General features: G+C 63.7%; 24 protein-coding genes. 10 read left to right on the top strand and 14 right to left on the bottom strand.

Annotated features, from left to right (window positions below; translation table 11 throughout):
- Position 1: 1 nt before the first annotated feature.
- Positions 2–1,111: a methylmalonyl Co-A mutase-associated GTPase MeaB gene (gene meaB, locus J0X27_RS03825; RefSeq protein WP_207272020.1), complete on the top strand. Its 1,110-nt coding sequence runs from the start codon at positions 2–4 to the stop codon at positions 1,109–1,111.
- A gap of 68 nt (positions 1,112–1,179) precedes the next feature.
- Here the strand turns inward: meaB and J0X27_RS03820 are convergent, their stop codons facing one another.
- The 5 genes from J0X27_RS03820 to J0X27_RS03800 form a co-directional block, all read right to left on the bottom strand.
- Positions 1,180–2,052 (bottom strand): hypothetical protein, encoded by an 873-nt coding sequence (locus J0X27_RS03820; RefSeq protein WP_207271130.1) that lies wholly within the window; start codon positions 2,050–2,052, stop codon positions 1,180–1,182.
- 100 nt (positions 2,053–2,152) lie between these two features.
- Positions 2,153–2,527: a TlpA family protein disulfide reductase gene (locus J0X27_RS03815; protein ID WP_207271129.1), complete on the bottom strand. Its 375-nt coding sequence runs from the start codon at positions 2,525–2,527 to the stop codon at positions 2,153–2,155.
- A 132-nt stretch (positions 2,528–2,659) separates the two neighbouring features.
- A complete protein-coding gene (locus tag J0X27_RS03810; protein WP_207271128.1) occupies positions 2,660–3,583 on the bottom strand; it encodes a mechanosensitive ion channel family protein in 924 nt (307 codons plus the stop codon).
- The gene (locus J0X27_RS03805; protein ID WP_207271127.1) at positions 3,580–3,828 is read right to left on the bottom strand and encodes a YhbY family RNA-binding protein; all 249 of its coding nucleotides are present in this window, start codon (positions 3,826–3,828) and stop codon (positions 3,580–3,582) included. The genes J0X27_RS03810 and J0X27_RS03805 overlap by 4 nt, the downstream gene beginning before the upstream one ends.
- Positions 3,829–3,922: 94 nt before the next feature.
- Positions 3,923–4,201 carry a ribonuclease P protein component 4 gene (locus J0X27_RS03800; protein ID WP_207271126.1) on the bottom strand — a complete coding sequence of 93 codons (279 nt, stop codon included), beginning with the start codon at positions 4,199–4,201 and terminating at the stop codon, positions 3,923–3,925.
- A 322-nt stretch (positions 4,202–4,523) separates the two neighbouring features.
- On the opposite strand from J0X27_RS03800, the gene J0X27_RS03795 reads away from it, so the two are divergent.
- The 3 genes from J0X27_RS03795 to J0X27_RS03785 all read left to right on the top strand — a co-directional run bounded on the left by J0X27_RS03795 (position 4,524) and on the right by J0X27_RS03785 (position 9,081).
- Positions 4,524–6,320 carry an ABC transporter substrate-binding protein gene (locus J0X27_RS03795; RefSeq protein ID WP_207271125.1) on the top strand — a complete coding sequence of 599 codons (1,797 nt, stop codon included), beginning with the start codon at positions 4,524–4,526 and terminating at the stop codon, positions 6,318–6,320.
- An 8-nt stretch (positions 6,321–6,328) separates the two neighbouring features.
- Positions 6,329–7,192: a phosphatase PAP2 family protein gene (locus tag J0X27_RS03790; protein ID WP_207271124.1), complete on the top strand. Its 864-nt coding sequence runs from the start codon at positions 6,329–6,331 to the stop codon at positions 7,190–7,192.
- A 110-nt stretch (positions 7,193–7,302) separates the two neighbouring features.
- Positions 7,303–9,081: an ABC transporter substrate-binding protein gene (locus tag J0X27_RS03785; protein ID WP_425491935.1), complete on the top strand. Its 1,779-nt coding sequence runs from the start codon at positions 7,303–7,305 to the stop codon at positions 9,079–9,081.
- A gap of 66 nt (positions 9,082–9,147) precedes the next feature.
- On the opposite strand, the gene J0X27_RS03780 is transcribed toward J0X27_RS03785, so the two are convergent.
- Positions 9,148–9,540, bottom strand: coding sequence for a hypothetical protein (locus J0X27_RS03780; protein ID WP_207271123.1), 393 nt, complete (start codon positions 9,538–9,540; stop codon positions 9,148–9,150).
- A gap of 129 nt (positions 9,541–9,669) precedes the next feature.
- Positions 9,670–10,434, bottom strand: a complete 765-nt coding sequence (locus J0X27_RS03775) for a DUF2797 domain-containing protein (RefSeq protein WP_207271122.1) — start codon at positions 10,432–10,434, stop codon at positions 9,670–9,672.
- Positions 10,435–10,554: 120 nt separating this feature from the next.
- Here J0X27_RS03775 and J0X27_RS03770 point away from each other — a divergent pair, with 120 nt between their 5' ends.
- The 3 genes from J0X27_RS03770 (at position 10,555) to J0X27_RS03760 (ending at position 12,501) form a co-directional block, all read left to right on the top strand.
- Entirely contained in the window at positions 10,555–10,899 is a 345-nt protein-coding gene (locus J0X27_RS03770; RefSeq protein WP_207271121.1) for a BsuPI-related putative proteinase inhibitor, read from the top strand.
- Positions 10,900–11,129: 230 nt separating this feature from the next.
- Entirely contained in the window at positions 11,130–11,609 is a 480-nt protein-coding gene (locus J0X27_RS03765) for a redoxin domain-containing protein (RefSeq protein WP_207271120.1), read from the top strand.
- Between the two features lie 76 nt (positions 11,610–11,685).
- Positions 11,686–12,501 carry an HD domain-containing protein gene (locus J0X27_RS03760; RefSeq protein ID WP_207271119.1) on the top strand — a complete coding sequence of 272 codons (816 nt, stop codon included), beginning with the start codon at positions 11,686–11,688 and terminating at the stop codon, positions 12,499–12,501.
- Between the two features lie 342 nt (positions 12,502–12,843).
- Here J0X27_RS03760 and J0X27_RS03755 read toward each other — a convergent pair whose 3' ends face one another.
- Positions 12,844–13,068 carry a helix-turn-helix domain-containing protein gene (locus tag J0X27_RS03755; protein ID WP_207271118.1) on the bottom strand — a complete coding sequence of 75 codons (225 nt, stop codon included), beginning with the start codon at positions 13,066–13,068 and terminating at the stop codon, positions 12,844–12,846.
- A 269-nt stretch (positions 13,069–13,337) separates the two neighbouring features.
- On the opposite strand from J0X27_RS03755, the gene J0X27_RS03750 reads away from it, so the two are divergent.
- Entirely contained in the window at positions 13,338–13,532 is a 195-nt protein-coding gene (locus tag J0X27_RS03750; protein ID WP_207271117.1) for a XapX domain-containing protein, read from the top strand.
- A 38-nt stretch (positions 13,533–13,570) separates the two neighbouring features.
- On the opposite strand, the gene J0X27_RS03745 is transcribed toward J0X27_RS03750, so the two are convergent.
- The 6 genes from J0X27_RS03745 to J0X27_RS03720 all read right to left on the bottom strand — a co-directional run bounded on the left by J0X27_RS03745 (position 13,571) and on the right by J0X27_RS03720 (position 18,584).
- Positions 13,571–13,720: a hypothetical protein gene (locus J0X27_RS03745; RefSeq protein ID WP_207271116.1), complete on the bottom strand. Its 150-nt coding sequence runs from the start codon at positions 13,718–13,720 to the stop codon at positions 13,571–13,573.
- Positions 13,721–13,811: 91 nt separating this feature from the next.
- On the bottom strand, positions 13,812–15,650 hold the full coding sequence (locus tag J0X27_RS03740) for an FAD-binding protein (RefSeq protein ID WP_207271115.1): 1,839 nt from the start codon (positions 15,648–15,650) through the stop codon (positions 13,812–13,814).
- Between the two features lie 2 nt (positions 15,651–15,652).
- Complete coding sequence (locus tag J0X27_RS03735) at positions 15,653–16,531, bottom strand: succinate dehydrogenase/fumarate reductase iron-sulfur subunit (protein WP_207271114.1); 879 nt, start codon at positions 16,529–16,531, stop codon at positions 15,653–15,655.
- A 1-nt stretch (position 16,532) separates the two neighbouring features.
- The gene (locus J0X27_RS03730) at positions 16,533–16,898 is read right to left on the bottom strand and encodes a succinate dehydrogenase hydrophobic membrane anchor subunit (protein ID WP_207271113.1); all 366 of its coding nucleotides are present in this window, start codon (positions 16,896–16,898) and stop codon (positions 16,533–16,535) included.
- The gene (gene sdhC, locus J0X27_RS03725) at positions 16,898–17,326 is read right to left on the bottom strand and encodes a succinate dehydrogenase, cytochrome b556 subunit (RefSeq protein WP_207271112.1); all 429 of its coding nucleotides are present in this window, start codon (positions 17,324–17,326) and stop codon (positions 16,898–16,900) included. The genes J0X27_RS03730 and sdhC overlap by 1 nt, the downstream gene beginning before the upstream one ends.
- Positions 17,327–17,489: 163 nt before the next feature.
- Positions 17,490–18,584, bottom strand: a complete 1,095-nt coding sequence (locus J0X27_RS03720; protein ID WP_207271111.1) for a succinylglutamate desuccinylase/aspartoacylase family protein — start codon at positions 18,582–18,584, stop codon at positions 17,490–17,492.
- Positions 18,585–18,771: 187 nt separating this feature from the next.
- On the opposite strand from J0X27_RS03720, the gene J0X27_RS03715 reads away from it, so the two are divergent.
- Both J0X27_RS03715 and J0X27_RS03710 read left to right on the top strand, forming a co-directional pair.
- On the top strand, positions 18,772–19,524 hold the full coding sequence (locus tag J0X27_RS03715) for a GNAT family N-acetyltransferase (RefSeq protein ID WP_207271110.1): 753 nt from the start codon (positions 18,772–18,774) through the stop codon (positions 19,522–19,524).
- A gap of 306 nt (positions 19,525–19,830) precedes the next feature.
- Positions 19,831–21,300: a flippase gene (locus tag J0X27_RS03710; protein WP_207271109.1), complete on the top strand. Its 1,470-nt coding sequence runs from the start codon at positions 19,831–19,833 to the stop codon at positions 21,298–21,300.
- Positions 21,301–21,339: the final 39 nt, after the last annotated feature.

Genomic DNA, 21,339 nt, shown 5'->3' with positions numbered 1-21,339 from the left:
CATGGATTCGGACGACGAATCGCTGCTCGAGGCGTTACTGGCGGGTGAACACCGCGCGCTCGCCCGCGTCATTTCGAAGATCGAGAACCGGGCACCGGGATACCGCGACCTCGTCTCGGAACTGTACGCCCACACGGGCGACGCCGACGTGATCGGGATTACCGGCTCGCCGGGTGCGGGCAAGTCGACGCTGGTCGACAAGCTCGCAGAGGAGTACCGCGACCGCGGCGAGACGGTCGGGATCATCGCGATCGATCCCTCCTCGCCCTTTACCGGCGGGGCCGTCCTCGGCGATCGGATCCGGATGGCCTCCACGGTCGGCGACATGGACGTCTTCGTCCGGTCGATGAGCGCCAGAGGCACCTTAGGCGGGCTCTCGACGGCGACGGCGGACGCGGTCAAGGCGATGGACGCCTTCGGAAAGGACAAGATCATCATCGAGACCGTCGGTGCCGGGCAAAACGAGATCGACATCGTCCGGACTGCAGACACCGTCGCCGTGCTCGTCCCGCCGGGGTCGGGCGACGACATCCAGACGCTGAAAGCGGGCATCCTCGAGATCGCCGACGTCTTCGTCGTCAACAAGGCCGACCGCGATGGAGCCGACCGGACCGTCCAGGAACTGCGGGAGATGGTCCACCTCGGCGAGGAGAGCGGTCCCGGCGGTGGCGGCCACCACGGCGTCGGTGCGATGGGCGGCGGTGGTGACGACTGGGGAGCCACCGACGACGGAGACGACGAAGACGAGAGCTGGACCCCGCCCATCGTCGAAACGGTCGCCACGAAGGGGACCGGCGTCGAGCGCTTCATCGACGAACTCGCGAATCACCGAACGTACCTCGTGGATTCGGGCACCCGCGCGGAGAAGGTCCGCCAGCGCTACGCCGAGGAAATCCGCACGCTGCTGCGAGAGGACGTCCACTCCCTGCTCGAGACGGAACTCGCCGACAGCGGCGGCGTCGACGAACTCGCCGAAGCCGTCCGGCAAGGCGAGACCGATCCGTACTCCATCGCCAGCGACGTGCTCGCGCCCGTCGAGGCCTGCGTCGAGCACCTCGAGACCGGCGTCGAGCACCTCGAGACCGGCGTCGACGGCTCGAGCGTGGAGTAACGGTCCCGTCCAGACGTCGATCAGCGGGGACCACGCCCTCGAGCGTGCACTGCTGTTTTTCGTTGCCGTTATCGTCCGAGATCGAGCCCGAACGGGCGGGCGATGGACTCGGGTGTTCGTTCCGGGACCAGTTCGTCCGGCAGGACGTCCCAGTCGAGTTCGTCCTCGCCGGGGACTCCATCGGTCTCGAACGCGGGGTCGTCCGCGGGCGGCAGGTCGCGAGCGTCCGCCGGGGGCGCGTCGTGTGCGTAGACGCTCGCTGGGTGATCGACGGTCCAGACGTGTAACATACAGGGCGTCCGACAGGGAAACTCGAGGTCTCCCTCTTCGAAATCGCGCTCGTAGGCCTGTCGGTAGTACCACCACGCGAACCGTCCGGGAAGACCCGTATGTGCGTGCCACGGCGAACACAGCTCCTCGGACTCGTCCGTGCCGTAGACCGCCGGCGGTTCGACCGGCTCCCCGCCATCGGTCGCAATGAACATGACGCCGATCGATCGCCAGGAGTCGTTGTCGACGAGGACCGACTCCGGCCGCTCGGGATCGAGCACCGCGTCGTCCCCGATGTACGTGGGACTGAGCCAGTGTGACCAGCTGTCGTCCTCCGTTTCGAGCGTGTCGAAATACGGCTTGAACCCCGCATCGATCAGCGCGTCCGCGTCGGGATACCGACGCTCGAGGGCGTCGGCGACCGCCGACTGCAGTTCGACCGTCGCCGGGTGGTCGTCCGTACAGCCGTCCATGCTCGCCCCCTCGCAGTGGGTCATTCCGGGCTCGATGGTCGCGTCAGGACAGTCCCCATCGAACCGTCGGGCCGTCTCACCTCGGCCCCCACTGTCGTCGGCTCGGACACTGCCGACGGCCCCAAGTGCGGCCGTCCCCGCCGACGCCCGCAACAGTGCCCGTCGGGACACGATCGACTCGTCGCCGCTGTCGTACATACCAGCACGTCCCACACCGACGACCGGCATGAAACCATGTTGCCGGTCGGACTGACAGTCTCTCAGCGGGACACGGCCGGCTCCTCGTCGACCGGCTCCGCTATGACAGCGCCGACTCGAGTTCCGCTGCGATCCAGACGGCCGGAGGCACGTCCTCCTCCTCGACGAAGCGAGTGATCTCCCGGCCGTCGTCGTCTTCGACGACGATCGTCGGGATCAACTCGATGTCGTACTCCTCGACGCCGGGCCCCTGTTTGTCCTCGTCGAGGGCGAACTCCTCGATTCGGTCGTCGGGGACGGCGGCCGCCTCGAGGGCCGCGCCGAAATCGGGCAACAGGGCGCGACAGTCCTTACACCAGTCGCCGCCCCAGATCTTGTATCGCAGTTCGTCGTTGTGTGCCGTGAGCGTCTCGACCGCCGCCTCGTAGGACGCCGCGTCCCAGGTCGGGTTCGGCCGCATCGTCTCGAGACTCATACGGCGTCGTTACGGGCGGACGGGCTTAACAACCGTGTTCTGGATCTTGTCCGTCTTCGGACGGTCGCCCCCAGTCCTTGACACGCGCCGGGAACGCAATTCCCGTCGCCGAAGAGAAACCGTTTCGTCGCGTTATTCGGCCGGCTGTACGATGCTCTGGCCGCTCTCGAGTGCGAGCCCGCCCTCGAGCGTCCGGACGGGGTAGGGGATGTCGATTCCTTCCTCGTCGAACCGGCGTTTGACTGCGGTGACGTACTCCCCGCGTGTCCGAACGAAGTCGGCGCGGGAGGGGTTCGAGATCCAGAACCGCGACTGGAGGCCGACGTCGGAGTCGCCGAGTTCCGTCAGCCGGACGGAGGGTGCGGGATCGTCCATGATATCCGGATGGCGCTTGGCTTCGTCGACGATGATCTCGGTTGCGCGGTCGATGTCGTCGTCGTAGCCGATCCCGAAGACGAACTTCAGACGGAGCTTGTCGGCGTCGACGGGGTTCTTGAGAACGCCGTCGGTCAACGCCGAGTTCGGGACGGTCAGCAGTTCGTTGTCGAACGTTCGCACGCGGGTCACGCGGAGGCTGATGTCCTCGACGGTGCCCGAGTACGTGCCGTCGTCCCACTCGATCCAGTCGCCGATGCGGAACGGTTTGTCCGTGTAGATGAACACGCCGGCGACGAAATTAGCGATCACGTCCTGCATGGCGAACCCGATCGCGAGCGCCCCGGCCGCCGCGATGCCCGCCATCGAGACGAGGAAGCTCCCGTAGCCAGCGAAGCCGAACGCGACCGCGAACGCGAGAAACGCGATGCCGAACTTGGTAAGCATCAACAGCGGGTTCTGGGCGTGTTCGTCCAGCTCCCGCCTGTTCATGGCCCGCGTAACGAGTGGCACGACGAGGAGCCGGCCGACGACCCAGATCGCGACCAGCGCGATGACGAACCGGATCGCTCCCTCGGCCGTTCCGGCCTGTGCTGCGGTCAGTCCCGCGTTCTCGAGTGCGCTGCCGATCGGACCGAGCGCCGTCGCCTGCAGCGGGGCGGACCCGGCCCCGACGCTCATCGGTAGACCACTGCCGTGTGGCCCCGCGTCTCGAACAGTTCGGCATCGACGCGGTCAGCGAGGTCGGCCGCCTTCTCCTCGGTCGAACTTCCCGCTCGAGCAGCACGGAGGAATTTCACTTTGACGAGGTCCCGATCCGAGAGTTGAGCGTCGAGTTCGTCGACCACCGACTCGATGCCGCTTTTCCCGACCCAGACGGTCACATCGAGATCGTGTGCTCGTTGCTTGCGCTCCTGTGTATCCATGGCCCCGAGTAACGAATCAAGCGGCTTCAATCTTCCCGATTCGGACGCTTCAACTCGAGAGACCGATCACGTCGACACTGGCCAGATGCGTGGCTCACTCCTCGTAGGGGTATCTGGCGTGGGCACCGCAATCACAGGTGATCACGACGTGGCCGTCCTGCAATCTGACGCGAGCGTTCGCTCCCGGCCGGAGGTACGCATCACACCGATCGCAGGTAAATCGACGGAACTCCCGTGGGAGCGTCAGTCGGTTTCGCTCCGCGACTCGCCGCGCGAGACGAACGTAGTAGCGAGCCCGATCGTCCGCGCCGTCGGCTGCCGCCGCTCGAGCGAGGTCGTGAAGCCGTTCGATTCGCTCGGCGGCAACGTCCATACCCGTCTTTTCGTCGGTCGCCGTATTGATGTTGCGCTCCCGGGACGGAATCGGATCGCTGTGGAGAACCGACGGCGAGGAGCAAGCGTCTCCCCGTGACCGTCAGTGCCGGCAATGGGCGCGAGTTCGCTCCCTCTTGGCCTATTGCGTTCGTTCCGATGGGCGATTCGAGGACGGCAGGAACCGTGTGACCTAATATCAGGCGACAGCCGGTATTAAGGCGATGCCCTCAGTGAGTGAAAACTTTCATTACCCTATACGTCGCTGCTTGTAGTACGCAATATTGATATATATACTATGAAAGGAGGTGCTACAACCCGCTATGAATTGGTCCCCCTCTCCACCTGACGCCGGTCTCAGCAGACGCTCGTTCCTCGCCGCCGGAGCGACGGGAGCCGCCGTTACCACGGGTGGCTGTATCGATCGCGTCCAAAGCGTCGTCGGGCAGGCCGGAAGCAATCAACTCTCGGTGTCTATCACGACGGTTCCAGCGGACGCGGACAGACAGAACGTCAGAATCGCCAATCGACTCAAGGACCACCTCGAGCAGGTCGGAATCGGCGTCTCGATCGATATGCGGTCCCGATCGGAGATGTTGAGCGCGGTCCTGATCGACCACGATTTCGATATCTACGTCGGGCATCATCCGGCGGATTACGACCCTGATTTCCTCTACGAGAGCCTCCACTCGACGTTTGCCAGCGAAGCCGGGTGGCAAAACCCCTTCGGATTCACCCGTCTGTACTTCGATCGGCTCCTGGAGGAACAGCGTCAGCTCGAGGGCGAGAAACGGAACCGACGCATCGAGTCGATCCTGTGGGGACTGGCACGCGAGAAACCGTTCGAACCGATCTGCGTTCCCGACGAATATCGCGTCGCCAGCACCGATCGGTTCGATGGCTGGGAAGAGGGTGATATCGCCACCCGATACGGCTATCTGGGACTCGAGCCGGCCGAGGACGTCGACGACCTCCACGCGCTCGTGACCGACAGCCGGCTCACGACGAACCTCAATCCGCTTTCAGCGCCGTTCCGGAACCGAGGGACGACTATCGACTTGCTCTACGATTCGTTGGGAACCGAACACGGCGGCGAGGTGACACCGTGGCTCGCCACGTCCTGGGAGTGGACCGAAGAATCGGGGGACGCAGCGACCGCCACATCGGAGCGTCCGGCAACGCGGACGGCGACGATCACGCTTCAGGAGGAGTGTCAGTTCCACGACGGCGAACCCGTGACCGCCCACGACGTCGCGTTCACGTACCGCTTCCTCGCGGACACGTCGCTGGGACGGGCCCCGATCCAGTCACCGGCGACGCGGTATCGGGGTCACGTCGACATCGTCGACGAGATCACGGTCGAGAGCGACGACGAGTTGACGATCACTATCACTGGCGAGCAAGCGGTCGGCGAACGGGCATTTACCGTTCCGATCTTGCCCGAACACGTCTGGAGGGAGCGAGTCAATCAGTACGCCAGTGACAGCGACTTCACTGCACCGCAAGGAGAGTGGGCCGTCGTTACCGCGGACAATATTCCGCCCGTCGGTAGCGGGCCGTTCCAGTTCGACGAGCGGACCGAGGACGAGTCCCTCGTTCTCACGCGATTCGACGAGCACTTCACGCAACGGGACGACGTCGCGTTGCCCGAGGCGACCGTCGACGAACTGCGCTTTACCGTCGAGCCGAGCAGCGCCGCTTCGATCGGCCGGGTAGCGGACAGCGATGCGGACGTGACCGCGTCGATGCTTAGTACCCACTCGCTCCCCGCGATCCCCGATTCATCGGCCGTCGAACGGCTGCAATCGCCGTCTCGAACCTTCTATCACGTCGGATTTAACGTTCGCAATGCACCGTTCAGCAACTCGCATTTCCGCCGGGCGATCACACAGTTGCTCGACAAAGAAGCGATCGTCGAGGAGGTGTTCTACGGGAACGCGACGCCCGCCGCGACGCCGGTCACCGGCGAGTGGCTCCCGTCGAGTCTCGAGTGGGGCGGTGAAGATCCGGTGACGCCGTTCCCCAGCTCGGATGGCGACCTCAACGTCGAGGCAGCGAAGGCAGCGTTCGAGCGCGCCGGGTTTCGGTACGATGATAACGGGCGGCTGCTTGAGGGCTAGTAGATGCGATGCTCGCCGAGGTGCTGACTCAGCTCGTTATCGTTATCGGGCTATTGCTCCCGATTTCGATCGTCGTTTTCATCGGCCGTGAGCGCCTCGTCCGAACCCACGCCGAGTGGCGAAGCCGACTCAGGACGACCGCGCCGACGATCGCCGTGTTGCTCGTGGTCTTGCTGATCAATCGGGTCGCCAGGCAGCAAGCGCCGCGACTCTCCCGAGAGGTCGGACACCATCTGACTGCGACGTTCTACAATATCGAGGGGGAGTTCATCCTGATCTTCCAGTCGATCGCGAACCCGGAGACGACCGCATACTTCTCGAGTATCTACGTCTATGGCTATACGTTCCTGCTGATCTTCCCGGTCATCCTCTACTTTACCCTCTCCGATACACGGATATTTCGGCGGTTGTTGACGGCGTACGCGCTCAACTACGCCATCGGGCTCGTCCTCTACATTCTCGTCATCGCGTACGGTCCCCGAAACGTAATGCCGGCTGAAGTCGCGGAAACGATGCTATACGATACGAATCCGCAATATCAGTACCTGACCCGGGAAGTCAACAGCAACACCAACGTCTTCCCGTCGTTGCACACCTCGCTGTCGGCGACGGTCGCGACGTTCGCAGCGATAACCCGATCGACGTTCCCGAAGTGGTTCCCACTCGCCGTCGTACTGGCGGCCAGCGTCGCGATTTCGACGATGTTCCTGGGGATTCACTGGGGGATCGACGTGGTCGCAGGACTGTTGCTCGCGGCGCTCTGTGTCGTGCTCTCGGATCGACTCGTCGGTCGCTGGTCGCTGTCGGAACTGCTCGGGGACCGGTTACAGCAGTTCGAGGATCGGATACCGGGATCGAACGGAAACGAGTGACGATCGAGCCTCGCCAGCGGCGTCCGTACGGCCATCGACCCGAGGAGCCCTCGCTCGAGTCGAGCGCAATACTGTTATATCGCGGCACGTCACTATGATAAACGAACGAAATGAATAGGAGACGGGCCGCCCCGAACCACCGTAGTCGCAGCGACGACCGCGGCCCCCTCAGTCGCCGGGCGATGCTGGCGGCGACGGCCGGAGCGACACTCTCGACCAGTGGCTGCCTTCGACAGGTTCGGGACATCGTCGTGCCGGACAACATCAAACAGCTCTCCGTGACGATCACCACGCTTCCAGCGGATGCCGACAGACAGGGCGTTCGGATCGCCGGTCGACTCGAGGACGCCTTCGAAGCGGTCGGAATCGACGCCTCCATCGACGTCCGCTCGGAAATCGAATTTCGTCGCACGGTCCTGTACGATCACGAGTTCGACATCTGCATCGGTCGGCATCCGGGAGGAACCGATCCCGACTTCCTCTACGAAGCGTTGTACTCCCGGTATGCCGACGAATCGGGGTGGCAAAACCCCTTCGGATTCGCCGATCAGGATATCGACGAACTCCTCGATGCACAACGGAACGCCGACGGGGACAACCGTCGCAAGGTCGTCACCGAGGTTCTCGACGCGATCGCAACTGACCAGCCGTTCGTTCCGATCTGCATCCCCGAAGAACATCGGGTGGTCAGAACGGATCGGTTCGACGACTGGGAGGCGGGTCATCTCGCGACACGCCACGGCTATCTCGGCCTCGACCCGATAGCGGACGCCGAACGACTGAACGTTGCACACACGGACTCGAGACCGACTGAAAACCTCAACCCGATCGCAGCCGACTACCGTGGTCGCGGGGCGATCACCGAGTTGGTATACGACTCCGTGGCGACACAAAACGGGACGAACGCACTCCAGCCGTGGCTGGCCAGTTCCTGGGAGTGGGATGATAACACGGTTAGCGTCGACCTGCGCGAGAACTGTACGTTCCACGACGGTGAACCGGTCACTGCAGGCGACGTCGCCTTTACCTATCGGTTCCTGCAGGATCTCTCCCTCGGGAATCACGAAGCTCCCTCTCCTGCCCCCCGGTTTCGAGCCCAAGCCGACGCGATCGAGACGATCGATGTCGTTCACGGCAGCCGCCTCGAGATGACGATGGATACGAACCGCACGGTCGGCGAACGCGCGTTTCTCGTGCCGATCCTGCCTGCACACGTCTGGCGGGAGCGAGCGGGCGACGTGATGGGTCCCGGTGGACCGACTATCGCCCAGGGCACTACCGAAGGCGTCGTTGCCAACAACGTTCCCCCGATCGGGAGCGGCCCCTTCCGGTTCGAACGGCGAACCGAGGGTGACTTGCTGGTACTCACGCGGTTCGACGACCACTTCACCCGCCGCCTGGACGTCGATCTTCCGGAGCCGACGGTCGACGAGTGCCGTTTCAGGATCCATCCGGACAGCACGGGGGCGGCTCGGGTCGTCCAGGAGGGGACTGCCGACGTCACGAGTCTGCCGCTGCGTGCCTCCCTCGTCGATACCGTCACCGAATCGGACGACGTTCGCCTGCTCGAGTCCCCCTCGTGGACGTTCTACTTCCTCGGGTTCAACACGCGCAAACCGCCGTTCGGGAACTTTCAGTTCCGTCGCGTCGTCGCACAACTGATCGACAAGGAGTGGCTCTGCGACGAGATATTCGCCGGTCGTGCCCGCCCCATCGCGAGCCCGGTCCCCGACGAGTGGACGCCGGCGGAGCTCGAGTGGGACGGATACGACCCGGAAACGCCGTTTCTGGGCTCGGATGGGGAGGTCGACGTCAGTTCGGCCAAATCCGCGTTCGAAGCGGCGGGGTTCAGATACGACGATCAGGGCCGGCTTCGGGCCAGACAGTGAGCCCCGTCGATCCGGGCTGTCTCACTGGTCGTGAGCGAAAACGCTGCAAAACGGAACGGGTCGTCGTTACTGGTCCTCGAGCGCGTCGGCGATGCGCTTTAGCGCACGGGTCTGGTCACGCATTTCGTCCCGGAGCTGTCGGACTTCGCGGACGAGTTCCTCGTTGCTCTCCTCCTTGGCGCTGGGGCCGCCCGCACCCGGCCCGCCCGCGCCTGGACCGCCCGCACCCGGGCCACCGGGGCCACCGCCCATCATCCCGCCCATCATCTGCGCGAACGGGTTGCCACCCATGCCACCGGGGCCGCCACCGCCGCCGCCGAACGGGCTTTCGGGGGGTTCTCCTTCGCCCTCACCTTCTTCGGCTCGCTTCTCGCGGATTTCCTCGACTCGCTCGCGGAAGGATTTCTCCTCGCTGTCGTCGCCTGCGTTTTCGTCGGTGGATTCGTTTTCGTCCGTCATACCAACGGATTCTGTTGCGTCGGGGAAAAGGGTTGCCATGTCTCGGATGACCGTGCCGGTTGCTATCGTGACACGATTCCCCCTCGGGGATCGCCGTTGGAAACGATCGCTGCGAGCCGACTCCCCGGACTATGGCTGCGATCCGAACGACCCAAGTGACGACTGGAGGTCGCGATCCGTCCGTCCCGCTTCGATGTCGTGGCCGACCAGATCCCGCATGTCGACGCCGTAGGTCGTCCCGCCGTTCTCGAGGACCAACAGCCGTCCCTTGACGCCGACGACCCGTCCCGACGCGATCGTCTCACGGACCGGTCGAGCCTCGAGGTCGATCCCGTAATCGAATCGGAACCGGTCGATCACGTCGAACTCCGCGAGGACGGACGTCCAGGCGGGCTCGTCGACCGTCGCCGCGAGCGACGCGACCTTCGGCCCCGTTCGAACGCGGTCGACCAACTGCGTCGCGATTTCGGCCTCGAGCTCCCGGGCGATCCGGCCGTTCGAGACGGTATGGACGTGAGCTCCACGATCCGCGCCCTGTTCACGCAAGCGGGTTTCGAGGCGTCGGTGCTTCGTGACGCCGACCTTGAACGTGTCGGGAGCGAAGGCCGCGATGTAGACCGCGTGGTCCTCGTAACAGTCCATCTCGTCTTTCAGGCAGGTGCCGGTACAGCGGGCACAGACCCACGTGCTCGTGTGATACTCACAGTAGGGTGTCGACGGCCGGTTACAGGAGACGTGTTCGCCGTCGTCGATGGTCCCGGCACAGTGGCGGTCTCCGAGGGCGTAGGCGAGGTCGTCTCCGGGCTCGAGCGGACGGCGGTCGACGTCGCCACTGCCGGAGCTCACCAGCAGCGACGATCCCCGTCCGCTCGGCTCGTAGCCGACCAGTTGCACGGGGGCAGGTAGGGACCAGGGACGGATAGACGTAGCGCTCTCCGGCGACGGCCGGCCGCTGCCATGGCCGATCACTCGGCCGAGGGAAGACCTATCCGCGAAGGGGTCGAATGCCCCGACATGACCCTCGAGGGAACGCTCGAGACGGCGGGCGACGATCCCAGAGACGCCGTGTTGTTCGTCTTCACCGTCACCAATTCGGGCACCGAACGAGTCACGCTCCAGTTTTCGGACGCTTGCAACGCGGAGTTCGTACTCGAGGACGGCGACGAGGAAGTCTGGCGGTTCAGCGATGGGCGGGTATTCGCACAGATGCTCAGTTCCGAAACCCTCGCGCCGGGTGACGAGACGACCTACGAAGCGGAGTGGTCCGATCCGGTGCCGGGGGAGTATACCGCCGTCGCGACGTTGCGAGCGCGAGACGAGACCTGCGAGGCGAGGGCCGACGTGTCGGTTCCGCCGTAGTATCGCCGCTGGCACGTACTTCGGCGTGTCGTCGCTCGTACGTACCCGTCGGGGGAACGCACACACGTCGCCGCGTTTCGACGGCCCACAGCCAATGCGGGCACGGGGACTGTCGATCTGGCGTGAGTCCTGTCACGATTCCAGTCGACTCCACCGGCGGGTATCTCGTCGAGCCCCGAACTGTTCCGCAAACGAAACTGTCTTTCCGGCTTGCACACAACGATCGGTCGATGGTAACAACTGGAGACGCTGCCCCCGACTTCACCGTACCGCTCGCAAACGGCGACATCGAGGAGTTTTCGCTGTCGGAGCGCCTCGAGGCGGAAGCACCGATCGTCCTCGCGTTCTTCCCCGGTGCGTTCACCAGCGTCTGTACAACCGAAATGTGTGCGTTCCAGGACCGACTGGCCGGCTTCAACGATCTCGATGCCACCGTCTACGGGGTCAGCCGCGACTCGCCGTTCACGCTCAACGAGTTCCGCGAGCAAAACGACCTCGAGTTCGGCCTGCTCAGTGACTACAACCAGGACGTCATCGACGACTACGGGATCGCGATGGACTTCGCCGATCTCGGCGTCTACGGTGTCTCCAAGCGATCGGTGTTCGTCGTCGACGGTGACGGCCAGATCGCGTACTCGTGGGTCAGCGACGACCCCGGCGTCGAACCCGAGTACGACGAGGTCCAGGCTGCGGTCGAGGACCTCTCCTAACGCAGCGTCGATACCGACGACGACCCTTTCTCGCCCCCGTCGCAGGGCTTTTTTAGTCAGCAACCGAGGGTCACGTATGAGCGACTCTGCCGCCGATGAGGCCTCCCGCCGTGTCTATGCTCCCGACGCCGATCACGACTTTCCCGACGACAAACTGAATACCGTTCTCGAGTTCATCGAAGACGACGAGGAGATCACGACCTACCTCGAGGCACAGAACGTCAACGCGGTCGATCGGATGCAGTACAACGATCACGGGACGAAACACATCGAGATCGTCCGCAACCGGGCGCTGTGTCTCTACGACCTGCTCAAGGCGGGCGACGTCGATTTCAACGGCGCGCGCCAGCAGGGGCTCGACGAGGAGGACGAATCGGTCATCATCGCGCTTGCGGCCACCTTACACGACGTCGGCCACGTCGTCCACCGCGATAGCCACGCCTACTACTCGATCCCGCTGGCCGCTGATATCCTCGATCGAGTCCTCCCCGAGTTCTACGACGTCGCCGAGACCGTCCGGATGAAAGGCGAAGTCCTCCACGCGATCCTCTGTCACCACACCGCCGAGACGCCGCTGACCACCGAGGCGGGCGTCATCCGCGTCGCCGACGCCCTCGACATGGAAAGCGGTCGCTCGCGGATCCCCTACGAGTACGGCGGTCGCGGCATCAACACCCTCTCGAGCCAGGCGATCAAGCGCGTCTCGCTCCAGCCCGGCGACACCACCCCAGTCATGGTCGAGATCGCGATGACCAACGCCGCCGGCGTCTACCAGGTCGACAACCTCCTCAAGGCCAAACTCGAGGATTCCGGGCTCGAAGACCAGATCCGGATCGTCGCGCTCAACACGAACGAAAACCACGAGCAGTTGGTCGAGCGGATCGAGCTCTAACAACGAAATGTTACGCTGCGGTCGCGGCTTCGCCGCTCCCTCGGTGAAATCTTCAAAAGAGCGCGAAGCGCCGACGACCTCGCGGGATCTTCGATCCCGCTCAGTTTCGATCAAAAGCACCGGAAGACGCTCCGCGTCTTCTGACCTCTCGTTCACTCCGTTCACGAGAGCACTCCTCCCCGTTCCGAGCGCTTCGCGCTCTCCACATCGGTCGTCGGCCCGCTCGTTCGCTTCGCTCACTCGCGGTGGGCTTCGGTGAAGAGCCTGCCCTCCCCCGAGTCGCGAGTTCCTCGCAACGCTCGGAACTCGCTCCCGGCCGTTCGATCTAGACGGTTCCCACACTCAGGCGAGTTCGTACCGCCCGTCTCGCTGCTCGAGATACCCGTGCTCCCGAAGCGTGCCGGTAATCGAGAGAACCGTCCCTTTCGTGACTGCCAGATCGTCACGGAGTTCGTCCGCGGTTGCACCGTTCCCTGCAGCCACGTATAAGTAGACGAGTTTCGCTCGTGCGGAATCGAGATCGGTTGGAATCGATACGTCGAGGTCCGTCGTTGCTGTTCGATTCATACTCCACGCCTGTCTTTCGACGATAATAAAAGTCATCTACAACGATCGTCGAAAACCGGGCGGGACGACGGCTTCTTGGCTTGTCGAGACGAGATGCGTCGATCGTCGAATGTCCGCCGGAACTGCGAGTTGGTGTCTCGAGTGGCCGTTCTCGGGTATAGGCAATCGTCGTGACGGATAGTTCATGCTAACACATTGCAAACTCGCTGCACGGGGGTGACTCGGACGGACTGCTTTTGTGGACTCACTCGGGAACACTAGCGCACGCAATGTCGACGCAAATCACCGTTCTCGCGCTGCTAACTGGGTTGTTGACCGGCGCACTGTTCCGGTTCTTCAACGTTCCGATCCCCGCACCACCTGAATTCCCCGGAATCATGGGAATCGTCGGGATCTACGTCGGCTACAGGATAATCGAGTATTTCGATGTCGGCGTCGATCTGCTCGAGGTGCTCGGACTGTAGGGATCGAGTAGTGTCCGCTGGCCGCGTCCTCAGGCTGCTTACTCGCTACTGAAAAAGAATTGCATGAGGATCCAGAGCGTCAGCAGGACCGCCGCCGGCGAGAACACTACCGCTATGAACAGCAGCGGGCCGGCCAGAACGGAGTTGCCCAGGAAAGACGCGACGACGAGCAGTGAAACGGTACTCATACGGATGGCATGAGTCGGAAACGGTTTAAGGGATTCTACTCGCAGCGAGCACCGGTTCGATTACTGGAAAACGAAAACGACTGCGCCGTCGTCAGTAGCTGCGCTCTTTCGGCTCGTAGGTCTTCTCCTGTCCCTCGAGGATCACCGGCCGGTAGAAGATCGAGGGTTCGCCGTCGTCCCAGGAGATGAGCGTGTGCTTGAGCCACTCGTCGTCTTTGCGTTCCTGGTGTTCCTTGCGCCAGTGTGCGCCGCGGAACTCGTCGCGCACGAGCGCGCCGAGCGCGATCGACTCCGCGACGTCGATCAGGTTCCGCGTCTCGATCGTCTGCTGGAGGTCCGTGTTGAAGGTCCGGGAAGGATCGTCGACGTAGACGTCCTGGTACTCCTGGCGGCACTCGCGGATGATCTTCAGGGCCTTCTTGACGCCCTCCTCGGTTCGGAAGACGTTGACGTAGTCGGTCATCGCCTGCTGGAGTTTCGCGCGGATTTCGGCGTGTTGGACGCCGTCGTCTTTGTCCATCAGGCGGTCGACGCGCTCGCGAGCCGTCTCGACGGTTCGTTCGAGAATCCCCTCGGCGTCGGCAGTGACGCCGCCGTCCGCGGCGACGCCGCCGCTCGTGCCGAGTCCCGCTTCGCCTGGCGCGACGGGGAGTTCGGTCTCCGTTTCGTCCTCGACGTCGTCGCCGTAGCCGGTCCGAATCTTCGGCTCGCCGAGGTCGTCGCCGGCGGCGTGGCGGCCGGCGCGCTTGCCGAAGACGATCAGTTCCGGCAGGGCGTTCCCGCCGAGTCGGTTACCGCCGTGGACGGAGACGCAGGCACACTCGCCGGCGGCGTAGAGGCCGTCGACGCAGGTCTGGCCGTTCTCGTCGACTTCGATGCCGCCCATCGCGTAGTGCTGGCCGGGCTTGACCGGCATCGGCTCGACGAGGCCGTCGACGCCCTCGAAGTCCTCCGCGAGGTGGAGGATGTTCTCGAGGCGGTCCATGATGCGTTCCTCGCCGAGGTGGCGCATGTCGAGGTGGACGTACTCGTCCTCGACGCCCCGGCCCTCGTCGACCTCGGTGAGCTCGGCGCGGGCGACGACGTCCCGCGAAGCGAGTTCGCCGGAGTTGTTCGCGTAGCCGTGTTCGAACATGAACCGCTCGCCCTCGCTGTTGTAGAGGATGCCGCCTTCGCCGCGGACCCCCTCGGAGATGAGGACGCCCGTCGACGGCAGCGACGTGGGGTGGAACTGGATGAACTCCATGTCCTCGAGCGGTGCACCCGCGCGATAGGCCATCGCGTGGCCGTCGCCGGTACAGGAGACGGCGTTGGTGGTGTGGTCGAACGCCTGCCCGGGGCCGCCGGTCGCGAGGACGACGCCCTGGTTGGCCTTGAAGCCTTCAATCTGTCCGGACTGAACGTCGTAGGCGACGACGCCGTGACACTCGCGGTCGTTGGGGTCGGCTTCGTCGGTCGTCGCGAGGTCCATCACGTACCACTCGTCGTAGACCTGAATACCTCGCTTGACGACCTGCTCGTACATGGTGTGGAGCAGGTGGTGTCCCGTCTCCGCACCGGCGTAGGTCGTCCGCGGGTACGAGAGGCCGCCGAACGGTCGCTGGGAGACCCGGCCGTCCTCCTCGCGGGAGAAGGGCATCCCCCAGTGCTCTAAGTTGATCGTCTCTTCGGGGGCGTCCTGAGCGAGGGTCTCGACTGCCGGCGCGTCGCCGAGGTAGTCCGACCCCTTCATGGTGTCGTAGGCGTGGAGTTCCCAGTCGTCACCCTCCTGGAGCGCGGCGTTGATGCCACCTTCGGCCGCGCCGGTGTGGCTGCGGACGGGGTGGAGCTTCGAGACCATCGCCACGTCGGCTCCCGCTTCGTGCGCTGCGATCGCGGCCCGGAGGCCGGCGCCGCCGGCGCCGACCACGATAACGTCGTGTTCGTGCATAGTTACCAGAATTTCAGGTTCTTCTTGACTGCTTCCCGCTTGAGCTCCTGAATGTGCTCGGTGAGCGGAATGTCTTTCGGACACACCTCGGTACAGGAGAACTGGGTCTGGCACCGCCAGACGCCGTGTTCCTGCTCGAGAATGCGGAGTCGGTGCTCTTTGATCTCTTCGCCCTCGCGGTCGTCCATCGCGAACTTGTAGGCCTTGTTGATCGCCGCGGGGCCCAGATACTCGTTGTCGCCGGCCGCGATGTTACAACTAGACATACACGCGCCACACCAGATACACCGGGAGGACATCTTGATCTTCTCGCGGTTTTCCGGACTCTGGCGCTGTTCTTCGAGGTCCTCGACGGGCGGCGTGTCCTCGTCCTGGAAGTAGGGTTCGACCGTATGCATCTGGTCGTAGAAGTGGTCCATGTCGACGACCAGATCCTTGACGACCTCCTGGTGGGGAAGCGGCTCGATGCGAACCGGCTGTTCGAGGTCCGAGATCTGGGTCTTGCAACCCAGCCGCTGCCTGCCGTTGACGAAGAAGGCGTCGGAACCACAGACGGCCTGCCGACAGGAGTGACGGAAGGTAAGCGAGGAGTCGTACTCGTCACGCGCGTACATGACCGCGTCGAGGACGGTCATCCCCTTGGTGAACGGCACGTGGAAGTCGTCGAACCGGGGCTCTTGCTTGTCCGCGACCTCAGGGTCGTAACGGAACACCTTGATGAGGACCGTCTCCCCCTCGAGTTCGGCCGTTTTCTCGGCGCGTTCGTCGACCATCCCGTCGTCTTTCTCCTCGAGTCGCCGCTCCTGGGGCGACTCCGCGCCTTTCATCTCCGGATCTTCCGGTGCCTCCTGGCTCTCGGGTTCGGCTTGTTGTGTACTCATGTTAGATCATCCCGTTCATCGTGAGTGCGACGTAGATTCCCTGTGCGACGAGTCCGACGCCGGCGATGGTCAGCACCGCCAGCACGACCTTCTTCTGGGTTCCCTCGAGGCCCTGATTGACCAGAGCGTTGTAGACGCCGTTGACGCCGTGGAACGCGGCGGTCACCAGAAACAGGACCATCGTGAGGAAATACCCGATGTTCTGCATTCGGACCTGCGTCTGCAAGAAGGTTACCTCGTACGCGTGGTTGACGAAGTGGAGGAGGAAGAAGTGGAAGGCGAGAACGACGACGAGAAACGCCGCCGTGATTCGCTGGAGGAACCAGCCGGTGCCACCGGGCGTAAACGAGGAGTATCGTTCCGCCATTAGAGCGTCACCCCCGTGAGGAAGGTCGGGACGCTCGCGACGGTGATCGCGCCCGTCAACACCAGCGAGGCGTAGAAACTCTTGTCCTGTGACTCGAGCCCGATCCCGAGATCGACCATCAGCAGGCGGAGGCCGTTCAGGATGTGGAAGACGGCCACCGCGAGCAGACCGATCTCGAGCAATCGGATCAGGAACAGGCCCTCGAGTCCCTGTAGCGTCGTGGTGTAGACGTCGTTTTGTGCCTGGATGACATCCGTGCTTTCACTTGCTGCGCCGATAGACGTACTCAGCACGGCGATATGGGTGAACAGGTAGCCGATCAGGACCCATCCGGTGAACTTGTGGAAGATCCACGCCCACATGCCGGCCGAGAACTCCTTCCAGCGACCGAAGTCCTCGATGAGACCGCGATTGTAAGACTGACTCATGCGCTCATGTGGACCGTTTGACCGTGGCGGTATAGAAGTTACTTTTATCTCGCCCAACTCGGTTTCCCTCCCGACGAATCCCTACAGAAAGAAATCAGTTCGTGTGACGAACTCCCGAACGGGTTCGGAAGGCAGCCACCGAGCGTGGGGACCCGGCGATCGGTCAGTCGTTTCGCCGGAGTTCCGACCGCGATCGCTCCGTCAGCCGCTCGCGCTCGAGGGCGGTGAGTGTATCCGGCGAGAGGCCGACGAGGTGACAGAGCGGGTTCCCCGGGTAGACGACGGGGTTTTCGAGGACGCCGACGATGAGGCCGGTAAACGGTGCCTCGACGGTGACGATGTCCTCCTCCTCTTTGAACGGGTTCGTGATCGTACAGATGACCTCCCCCTCCTCGACGAGCGCACCGCGGCCGCGTTTCATGTCGACGATGCCGCCAGCGTCCGCGCGAAGCCAGGTCTTCTCGTTGTCGTCGTCGATGACGGTTCGCCAGCCGGGCCAGTGGACCGAGGAGTCCCGATGGAGCCCGAACTCGGCGAGTACGCTCGCGACGCCGGTGAGTGCCTGGTCGATCAGGCGTCGCTGGAACCGGTGGGCTTCGCCCATCTCGATGGTGATCGTGGGGATCCCGGCCTCGGTCGCCTCCCGGCGGAGCGTGCCCGAGGGCCCTTCGCCCGCGATGATGACGTTGGAGCTGAACGCCTTGGCGAGGCGGGCTACGTTGGAGCGCTCCATGTTCGCCCGGACGTGGATCATGTTCGTCCGTCCGCGCGTCGAGGTGTGGAAGTCGAGCCCGATGTCACAGGGCTCGATGAAGTTCGTGTAGATCTGGTGGGCCATCCGCCTGGCGCTGGTCGATCCTTCGCGGCCGGGGAACGATCGGTTCAGGTCCCGGTCGTAGATCGGCAGATACCGCTCCTGAGCGAGGAATCCGGGAACGTTCATCACGGGGAGGCAAACGAGCGTCCCGTGGAGAATCGAGTGATCCCAGTCGTGGGCGACTTCCCGGACGACCTCGATGCCGTTCAATTCGTCGCCGTGGGCCGCCGCGGAGAGGAACACGGTCGGCCCCGGTTGCTCGCCGTTGATCACCGTCACGGGGATTCTGACGGGATCGCCGAGATACGTTTCGCTGATTCCATAGCGGATGTTCGCCGACTCGCCGGGGTCGACTCGACCCCCGTTGTACGTGAACGCCTCCGCCATCGGTTCGGAGCTATCCGACTGATCGGGTGGCTCGCTGGCCGCGTTGTCGGTCATATACCCTTCTCCGGGGCAACCACCGTGAATCTTCTCCCTTGGGTAGCTCCGGGGGTGCCCCTGTTACGCGTGCACGCATCCTCAACATGTCGGTTCTTCCGGAGAACGCCGCGTTCGATCGAACACCGGCAAGCAAAATCTGGGACTGTGGGCATACGTTTTGTATCTGGCAGTGTTACACTCCCCCATGGAAATTCGAGAGGCCACCGACGCCGACGTCGAAGCGATTCGCTCGATCGCTCACGATTCGCTCAACTCCACGTACACGGCCTTCCTCGAGGAAGCGACCATCGACGATGCGATCGAGCAGTGGTACGGTGACTCCATCGCCGACGAACTCGCCGACGACCGGTCGCTCTTTCTGGTCGTCGAACGCGACGGCGAGATCGCCGGCTTCTCCCAGAGCGAACTCGTCGGCCAGCCGGCTACCATCGGCCACCTCCTCTGGCTGCACGTCCACCCCGACCACCGCGACGGCGGAACGGGCGTGCGACTGCTCGTTCGCACTCGCGAGCGGTTGCTCGAGGAGGGCGCGACGGGGATCCAGTGTTTCGTCCTCGCGGACAACGAGGGCGGCAACGAGTTCTACCGAAACCACGGCTTCGAGCAGGCCGGCCAGCGCGAGGTCGAGATCGGCGACGAAACGTTTACCGAGAACGTCTACATCGAGTGCGACCTCGACGACGACGGCGAATGGGGCGCGATCGACGAGCTCACGGTCGACGGCGAGACGATCTACGTGAGCTACGGAGAGGCCGCCCGCGGGAGTCGATCGCCGTTTTACACGGCCTACAAGAGCGAGGACCGACACGACCAGTACGCCTGGTTCTGTGGCAACTGCGACTCGATCGACAACGCGATGGACGCGATGGGGCGAATCGAGTGTAACAACTGCGGCAACCGGCGGAAAGCGACGCGGTGGGACTCGTCGTACCTGTAGGGTCGAGCCGCCAGTTCCCCTCTTTCTCGTCGTTTGGTCCGCCAGTTCCACTCCGTACGGGCAGTTTGCCTGCTGTACGGACGCCGTTCGGCTAGTTAGGTGACGCTACAGCCCAGTCTGTACCCGCTCGTACCGGGATTTCCCCGGCAGAACGGTCCGGTCCGGCGGCCGGCCGTCCTCGGTCCTGTTACGTGTGCCTTCGCGCTGTTGTCCCCCCATTACAATTGATCGATCGCCCGATTCGACGAGTACGTTGGCCGCTTTCGACCGCTGCGTCGACAGTCACGAGTGTCCCATCGCCGAACTATGAACAGGGAGGACCACATCGTCGACGGCTTCAAAGCAACGCTCATTGCGCGCGCGACCTACATGCTCTCGAGCGCGCTCTTACTCTTCGTCCTGGCACGGTATCTGCTCGATCCGGACGGCTACGGCGCGCTGTACTGGGCCATCGGTGTGTTGGCGATCATCCAACTGTTCGCGGATCTCGGGCTCTCGCGGTCCGTCGCGCGGTACATCTCCGAGTACCGGGAGACGGATCCCGGACAGGTACCACACCTACTCAGAACGACGGTTACGGCGAAACTCGTGTTGATCACGGTCGTCGGGTACGTGCTGGTGCTCTTTCACGAGCGGCTCGCGCTCGCGCTCGGTGAGCCGGGAGCCGTCCCGTTTCTCGCAGCGGGGGCCCTCTATCTCCTGGCGTTTTCCGCGAGCACGTTTTCGCAGGTCGCACTCCAGGGATTCAATCACCTCGGCTACAGCGCCATCGTTCAGGCCGTCAGCGGGATCGGCAGGCTCGTCTTCGCCGTCGCGTTCGTCCTCGCCGGCCTCGGCGCGCTCGGCGCGTTCTTCGGCTACATCGTCGGCTACGCCATCGCCGCTGCGATCGGAGTCGGAATCCTCTACTATGGATTCTACAGACGGTACGAGACGGCCGAGGAATACGAGGAGGGGCTCTCGCGCAGGCTGCTCGAGTACAGCGTCCCGCTGACGGCGACACAGAGCGCGAACGTCATCGACAAACAGATCGATATCGTTCTGGTCGGTTTCTTCATCAATCCCGCGGCGGTCGCGTTCTACACCCTCGCGAAGCAGATCACCGACTTCGTTCTCGCACCCGCCGAATCGCTCGGGTTTACGATCTCACCGAACTTCGGCGAACAGAAGGCCGCCGGGGAACTCGAAAGCGCCCGGCAGATCTACCAAACGTCGCTGACGAACGTCCTGTTGCTCTACATCCCCGCGGCGGTCGGCCTGGCGATCGTCGCGAGGCCGTTCCTGACGCTGGTCTTTGGAACCGACTACGCGGCCGCGGTACCCGTGTTGCAGGTCCTCGCCGGGTTCGTCGTGTTGCAGGCGATCACGAACCTGACGAGCGATAGCTTGGATTATCTGGGGCGCGCTCGAGCACGCGCGATGGCCAAAGGCGGGACGGCCGTCGCCAACTTCGGGTTGAACGTCGTGTTGATTCCGACGATCGGGGTCGTCGGTGCCGCGATCGCCACGGTGGCGACGCACTCGGTCTACGTGGCGGTCAACCTCTATATCGTCCACACCGAACTCGGCCTGAACGTCGCGCGGATCGCCCGCAGGACGGGACTGATCTGTGGGATCACTGGTGTGATGGCCGTCTCCGTACTCGTGGTGACGCCGTTGGTTTCGAACCTGCTCATGTTGTTCGGAGCGATCGCCGTCGGCACGATCACCTGGGCCGTCCTGGCCGTGCTGAGCGGGTTGGTCGATCCGGGACAGGTTCGATCTGTTATCAGCTGATACATACGGCGTATTACACTTACCCGGTGGGAGCGACTG

The organism is Natrinema longum (assembly GCF_017352095.1).
Taxonomy (GTDB): domain Archaea; phylum Halobacteriota; class Halobacteria; order Halobacteriales; family Natrialbaceae; genus Natrinema; species Natrinema longum.
This window is presented reverse-complemented; position numbering and strand designations above follow the sequence as displayed.